This is a genomic window from Arthrobacter sp. Hiyo1 (genome assembly GCF_001263615.2).
GTDB lineage: Bacteria > Actinomycetota > Actinomycetes > Actinomycetales > Micrococcaceae > Arthrobacter.
Map to the genome: position 1 here is coordinate 434682 of NZ_DF952468.1, position 6030 is coordinate 440711.

General features: G+C 63.1%; 9 protein-coding genes. 8 read left to right on the plus strand and 1 reads right to left on the minus strand.

Annotation, left to right across the window (positions count from 1 at the left end):
• Positions 1-67 precede the first annotated feature (67 nt).
• Positions 68-1753 (plus strand): glycoside hydrolase family 3 protein, encoded by a 1686-nt coding sequence (locus tag AHiyo1_RS01940; protein WP_253257118.1) that lies wholly within the window; start codon positions 68-70, stop codon positions 1751-1753.
• Positions 1754-1858: 105 nt separating this feature from the next.
• Positions 1859-2128 carry a hypothetical protein gene (locus tag AHiyo1_RS24085; protein ID WP_148667388.1) on the plus strand — a complete coding sequence of 90 codons (270 nt, stop codon included), beginning with the start codon at positions 1859-1861 and terminating at the stop codon, positions 2126-2128.
• A gap of 17 nt (positions 2129-2145) precedes the next feature.
• Here AHiyo1_RS24085 and AHiyo1_RS01945 read toward each other — a convergent pair whose 3' ends face one another.
• Positions 2146-2760: an SOS response-associated peptidase family protein gene (locus AHiyo1_RS01945; RefSeq protein ID WP_059387444.1), complete on the minus strand. Its 615-nt coding sequence runs from the start codon at positions 2758-2760 to the stop codon at positions 2146-2148.
• A gap of 223 nt (positions 2761-2983) precedes the next feature.
• Here AHiyo1_RS01945 and AHiyo1_RS01950 point away from each other — a divergent pair, with 223 nt between their 5' ends.
• From AHiyo1_RS01950 to AHiyo1_RS01975, 6 genes are all read left to right on the plus strand, one after another.
• Entirely contained in the window at positions 2984-3520 is a 537-nt protein-coding gene (locus AHiyo1_RS01950; RefSeq protein WP_059387445.1) for a universal stress protein, read from the plus strand.
• Positions 3517-4017 (plus strand): fluoride efflux transporter FluC, encoded by a 501-nt coding sequence (locus tag AHiyo1_RS01955; RefSeq protein ID WP_084784312.1) that lies wholly within the window; start codon positions 3517-3519, stop codon positions 4015-4017. Before AHiyo1_RS01950 ends, AHiyo1_RS01955 begins: the two co-directional genes overlap by 4 nt.
• Positions 4014-4382, plus strand: a complete 369-nt coding sequence (crcB, locus tag AHiyo1_RS01960; RefSeq protein WP_059387446.1) for a fluoride efflux transporter CrcB — start codon at positions 4014-4016, stop codon at positions 4380-4382. Before AHiyo1_RS01955 ends, crcB begins: the two co-directional genes overlap by 4 nt.
• 102 nt (positions 4383-4484) lie before the next feature.
• Positions 4485-4988, plus strand: coding sequence for a GNAT family N-acetyltransferase (locus AHiyo1_RS01965; protein WP_216363119.1), 504 nt, complete (start codon positions 4485-4487; stop codon positions 4986-4988).
• 152 nt (positions 4989-5140) lie between these two features.
• On the plus strand, positions 5141-5554 hold the full coding sequence (locus AHiyo1_RS01970) for a hypothetical protein (RefSeq protein ID WP_059387447.1): 414 nt from the start codon (positions 5141-5143) through the stop codon (positions 5552-5554).
• 187 nt (positions 5555-5741) lie between these two features.
• Positions 5742-5888 carry a lmo0937 family membrane protein gene (locus AHiyo1_RS01975; protein ID WP_113990531.1) on the plus strand — a complete coding sequence of 49 codons (147 nt, stop codon included), beginning with the start codon at positions 5742-5744 and terminating at the stop codon, positions 5886-5888.
• The last annotated feature ends 142 nt before the right edge of the window (positions 5889-6030 follow it).

Below are 6030 nucleotides of genomic sequence, written 5' to 3' on the forward strand. Positions count from 1 at the left end.
CTCCGGCGCGGCAGTTCGACGTCGACCTCCAGTCGGCGCCGTTCAACCTCGACGACGAGGCTGTTGCGTGGTGGATGCCACCATCCGCGGCATGAGCCTTGAGGAAAAAATCGGGCAGCTCTTCATCAACCACAACAACGATTACTCCCCGGAGTACCTCGACGGTGTGCTGGAGAACTATCACGTTGGCGGAATGCGGTACAGGCCGGGTCCGTCCGCCGCTGTCCAGCAGCACATCCGTTATGCCCAATCCAAAACGCGCATCCCGCTTTTGGTGGCCTCCAACCCGGAAATGGGCGGAGCAGGAAGCTGCGACGACGGAACTTTCGTGTCGACCCACCTTCAGGCCGGTTCACACCCGGACAAGTCCATCGCGCGGAAAATGGGCCAGGTGGCCGGTGTGGAAACCGCGGCTTTGGGCTGCAACTGGGCCTTCGCGCCGATCGTGGACATCCACTACAACTGGCGCAATACGGTCATCTCAACCCGGGCGTTCGGCAACACTCCGGAAATCGTCGTGGAGCGCGCCAAGGAGTACTTCGACGGCATCAGCGAATCGGCCACTGTCTGTGCCATCAAGCATTTCCCGGGCGACGGCGTGGACGAACGCGACCAGCACGTGGTCACTTCGTACAACACGCTCGGGTACGCGGAGTGGAATTCCAGCTACGGGCACGTTTACCGGGAAATGATCGGCCACGGGATCCAGTCGATCATGGTCGGACACATCGGGGCGCCAGAGCTCACGCGGCATTTCCGTCCGGGGACGGAAGACAGGGACATCCTGCCCGCCACCCTCGCTCCGGAGCTTCTCCAGGACTTGCTCCGTGGCGAACTCGGCTTCAACGGACTGATCCTCACCGATGCATCCCAAATGGTCGGCCTCACCCAGGCCAAGAAGCGCAAGGACCTGGTCCCGACCACCATCGCCGCCGGGTGCGACATGTTCCTGTTCTTCCGCAACCCGGCGGAGGACTTCCAGTACATGTTGGACGGCTACAAATCAGGCGTGGTCAGCGATCAGCGCCTGCATGACGCGCTGCGCCGGATTTTGGGGTTGAAGGCCAGCCTGGGGCTGCACAAGAAACTGCCGGAAGAACTGACGCCGTCGCCTGAGGCCCTGCGGCTGATCGGCAGCGAGGCGCACCTCGCCGTCGCCGCCGAAATCGCCGACAAGACCGTCACGTTGATCAAGGACACTGCCGGCAACCTGCCGATCACACCGGAAACGCATAAGCGCATCCGCCTATACGGGATCTCCGGCGGTTCCGATTTCACCCGGGCAGATCCGTTGGCCTACCTGGATACGGTCAAGGAAGAACTTGAAATCGCCGGTTTCGAGGTCCACCTCTTCAAGACGGCGGAGCAACGCGAAGCTGCGGGGGAGTCGGGCGTGAACTTCATGACCGTCATCTCGGACGAGGCCACGGGTGACTACGCGGAAAAGTACGATGCCGCGTTCGTCTTTGCCAATGTCAAGGGTTTTGCCCAAGAGGCTGCGATCCGTATCAAGTGGTCCAGTCCCATGGCGGCGGAAATCCCTTGGTACGTCACGGAAGTTCCCACGGTGTTCGTCTCCCTGAACCAGCCGAACCACTTGATCGATGTGCCAATGGTCAAGACGGCCATCAACGCCCATGCAGGGACCCGCGAGGCCATCCGGGCTACGATCCAGAAAATCCAGGGGAAGTCCGAATTCCAGGGAACGTTCAATGAGAACGTGTTCTGCGATTCGTTCGACACCCGGCTTTAGCGCGGTTCCAGCGAGTGGCGGCCACTTCCCCGAAGCAGGGGGAGTGGCCGCCGCACGGCCGGGAACAACCTCCATATTGTCGAGGCCTCGCAGTAGTATTCGGGCATGCCTGACCAGCCCGAATATCCCGCGCCGTTGAATTCAGTCGGCGCCCCGCCTCCGCGCCAAACGGAACCGCTGTCAACCGTCTCAAGGGTGCCCGTGATCGCCAAGCTCGTTTGGCCGAAGTACCTCCAATATGTTCCGGCCATGGTCACCCGGACGTCGGAGGGCAAGGTCCTGGTGCAGTGGTGGCCGAATCCCTTCGGATCGGCCACCAGAATGACGTGGCTAAAGGACACGGACGTGAGGGCCGAGCTGCGCTACGAGCGTTGAGCGCAGAGAGCGTTGAGTCAGGCAGCCGGGTTTGCGACGTCCACCAGCTTGGTGTTGTCGTCCATGAGTTCCACGGGCCTCATCGTCCATGCCGACGCCAAGCCATACGCCTCGCCCAGCACGGCGTCCAACAGGGCCTGGCCCCTGGTTTCCTTGGGGTCGATCCAATCGTCGATCATGTCCGCGGAGATCGGCACCGGGATCCGGTCATGCAGATTGTGCAGTCTTTCGTGAACGCCTTCGGGAGGGGAATCCATGGTCAGGATCGAGCAGGACAAACGCCACGCGCCGGGTGCGGACTTGTCCTCGATGCTCTCGTCGCGCCATGGCGCAAACAATCCGGCGAAGGTAATCAGCTCGTCCTGTGGCTCGACGATGTAGCGCTGCTTGGGATCCTTGCGGCCGGGGCCCGACTTCTTCCACTCGTAGTAGGCAGAGGCAGGGACGACCGCCCGCCACTTCGGCAGGGAAGCCCTGAACGCGGGGATTGACCCAGCTGTTTCCGAGCGTGCATTCCACGTGGGTACCTTCGAATCGAAGGACTTGGAGAAGGTCGGAACCAAGCCCCAGCGCCCGGCCGCGAGCTCGCGTCCGAGCGAATCGTCCCCGGCGCGTCCCCGCACAAAGACCACGGGGTCAGTCGGTTGATCTGGAGCGTTGGCGAGGGATAGTCGGTATCACCGCGCAGCACGGCACCGAGCTTCCTCGAGAGATAGTCTGCTTCGAAACCGACACTGAACCGACCGCACATATCGACATTCTCGCGTAGCGCTTGGGACAACGCCAGTCGTAGAAGTCCATACTGGAGCAAGACGAGGAACCCGCATCCTGACCATCCGGACATTTGGAGGGCCCATGAGCAACCCGCGTGGCGAGGATATGCCGCTGGACAAGGTCAGCCCGGCCCGCTTGACAGGGCCGGTGCTGGCAGGGGTGCTCCCGCACCAGCCGGTCGCGGTAGTTGAGAAAGCCGCCGAAGTAGCGCTCAGTGCCGGATTGCACTTGGTCCTGGCCTTCGCCGATGTCACGAGCTTTCCGGCGGCAGGGGACCGGGACGGGCATCTCACAGCCCAAGCGATCGACCCCGACGGCATCGACGACGACGCCGCGGCCATCACCGAGTCCCTCCGATCCCGCATCGCGGATCAACTCGACGGAACGGGTGTGCAGTGGACCTTCGTGACGCTCGCCGGCGAGCCTGCCCGGTCGCTAGGCCGATATGCGGCGGGTATCAACGCTTCCATGATCGTCGTGGGAACCAAGGAACATGGCCTCGGTCCGAGGTTTGAAGGACTAGTCACCGGATCGGTAGCCTTGCATCTGGCACATCGCCAAAACTGCCCAGTGCTCATGGTTCCCTTGGGCCGTCACGACCCAAGCAGGGATCAATGAAGGAAAGCAGCACCGCGCCGCACGGAGCCAAAACCCAGGCGGCGCAACCGGACCGGCAACCGCACCGCCCGCTCCATCTTCACGGGCGGTTCGTTCTGCTCGTCGCGGCCGGCGGAATCCTCGGGGCTTTGAGCCGCTACGGTTTCGGCATGGCCCTTCCGGCGCCAGGGGCGTGGCCGCTTCCCACCCTGCTTATCAATCTGTCCGGTGCGCTCGCGCTTGGCTGGCTCCTCGAAGCACTCGCCCGGAGCGGACCCGACGCCGGCCTTCGCCGGATTGCCCGCTTGGGCATCGGTAGTGGTTTCCTAGGGGCCTACACCACCTACAGCACCTTGGCGCTGGACTCGGTGCACCTCTTCGGAGCAGGACGCGGCATGGACGCCATGTGGTACCTGGCAGCCAGCCTGTTAGGCGGTGTCGCGGCCACAACCCTGGGTATTTGGCTTGGGGCGCTCCGGCACCGGTCCACCCAACAAGGTCAGAAGGCCTTGAAATGACCCTCCTTTTGATGGCGCTCGCGGGCGGCACAGGGGCGGCCGCGCGTTTCGTGGTGGATGGGGTGGTCCGTTCCTGGGCCCGGACTGCGCTGCCGTTGGGCACGATCTTCATCAACTTCTCCGGGTCACTTCTCATGGGGATCCTGGCCGGGCTGGTCATGTCACATCAGGCTCCTGAATCCCTTCAGCTGATTCTCGGCACCGGATTCCTCGGCGGATACACGACCTTCAGCACGGCAAGCTTGGAGACCGTCAGGCTTGTCCAGAGCGGCCGGACTGGATTGGCCCTCCTCAACGGAGTGGGCACGATGGCGGCATGCGTCGGAGCCGCGGCGGCCGGCGTCGGGCTGGTCTTGTTGTTCTGAGGCGCACACGTCCGAGAAATCACCCACCCCCAGTGGCAAGCAAAGCCTGGGAAAACCCTCTGGAGAAACTATGTTCGAAACAGTAGTGCGAGAAGCGTCGTCTTGAAGCCTCTCGAGACATGGCACGCCCGTGATTTTGCCGAGCACATGGACAGGGCACGGGACCATATCCGGCCGTGGGTCGGGCCGACCTTTGTCACCGAGACCGTCGAGGGTGCCCGCGCTACGCTTCAGCGTTACGCCACAGCCACAGCGAACGATGGGGCGCGCATCTATGGGCTCTGGAACGACGGCAGGATCGTCGGAGGCGTGATGTTTGTGACGTTCGACTCCGCCTGGGGCATTTGCGAAATGGGCTGCTGGCTCGAACCCGGTGCTGTCGGAGGGGGCCTCATCACCCGCTCGGTCGAACTGCTCATGGAATGGGCCTTCCTAGAGCGGGGGATGTCCCGCGTCGAATGGCGCTGCCGCACCGACAACGACCGCAGCGTAGCCGTCGCGCAGCGGCTGGGGATGCGTTCCGACGGTGTCCTTCGCAGTAGCTGGGTCTACGACGCAGGCGGTACGACAAGGAGGTATTTTCGATCCTTCGGGCCGAATGGATGAGCATGCGACCTGGTGTCGCTCACTGACAGACGTACCATGATTCCGGTAAGGGGGTCCCGATGCGTCGCTTCGGTCCAGCAGGTCGCGTCTGTGCGGTTCTTGGCGCACTCGCCATCGGGGCGCCCCTGCTCCTGTCATGTGGATCGGCCAGCGTGTGCCCGGCCGTCGGCTACATCTCGTTGGTAAGCTTGCACGTCACCGCGGAGCGCGCGGCGAATCTCGCCGCGCTCGTCATAGAGCTGTGCCAGGACGGCGCGTGCCAGAGCTTTTCCGCCAACGCCTTGACGCCGCTTACACCCGGTCCCATTCCCCTGCCGAACTCGCCCGGGGCGCCTCAATCGGTGTCCTTGCGCATGGCGGATGGAAGCATCGACGTTCGTATCGAGGCCGGCATCAACGACCACCCGCTCGATCTCACGACGTCGGGCACCAACACCTCCGGCTGGTCGATCGGCATGAGCCATGTGAGGCTCAAGCCCACGGCTACGTATCCGGACGGCCGTGACTGCGGAGGCCCGACGACGGCTGTTGCCACCCTCGATGCGCTCGGCCTCCGTGCAAGCTAGCCTCTGCCGAGATCCCAATCCACTAACGCTCAACCGGACAAGTTTGCTCCAATATTTCCGCGTGCCGGTGTGGCTTCCAGATGGAAAAACCGCACTGAACCACCCACTCACCCCCATTGATAAGTATACTTACCAATGAATGCCTCGGCCGCCGGCCAGGGCACGCAACCAAACAAGGGAGACTCTCATGTTGCTTTGGATAGCCATCGTTATTGCCGTTCTCTGGCTTCTCGGCTTTATTGGCAACATCGGCGGCGGGCTCATTCACCTGCTTCTGGTTGTTGCTGTGATCGTCCTGATTTTCCACTTCATCCGCGGCAGGTCACGCGTCTAGGGTCCAACTGCGGCACCGCCACCCCTCCTGGGCTTAGGTTCGGGAGGGGGGCGGATGCCGCCCCCCGCGAGCCAGCCTTCAGCTGCCCCCGGCCTCTACTTCTTCAAAAGGCTCCGTGGCCTCCACTCGGCCCAGGAGCGAC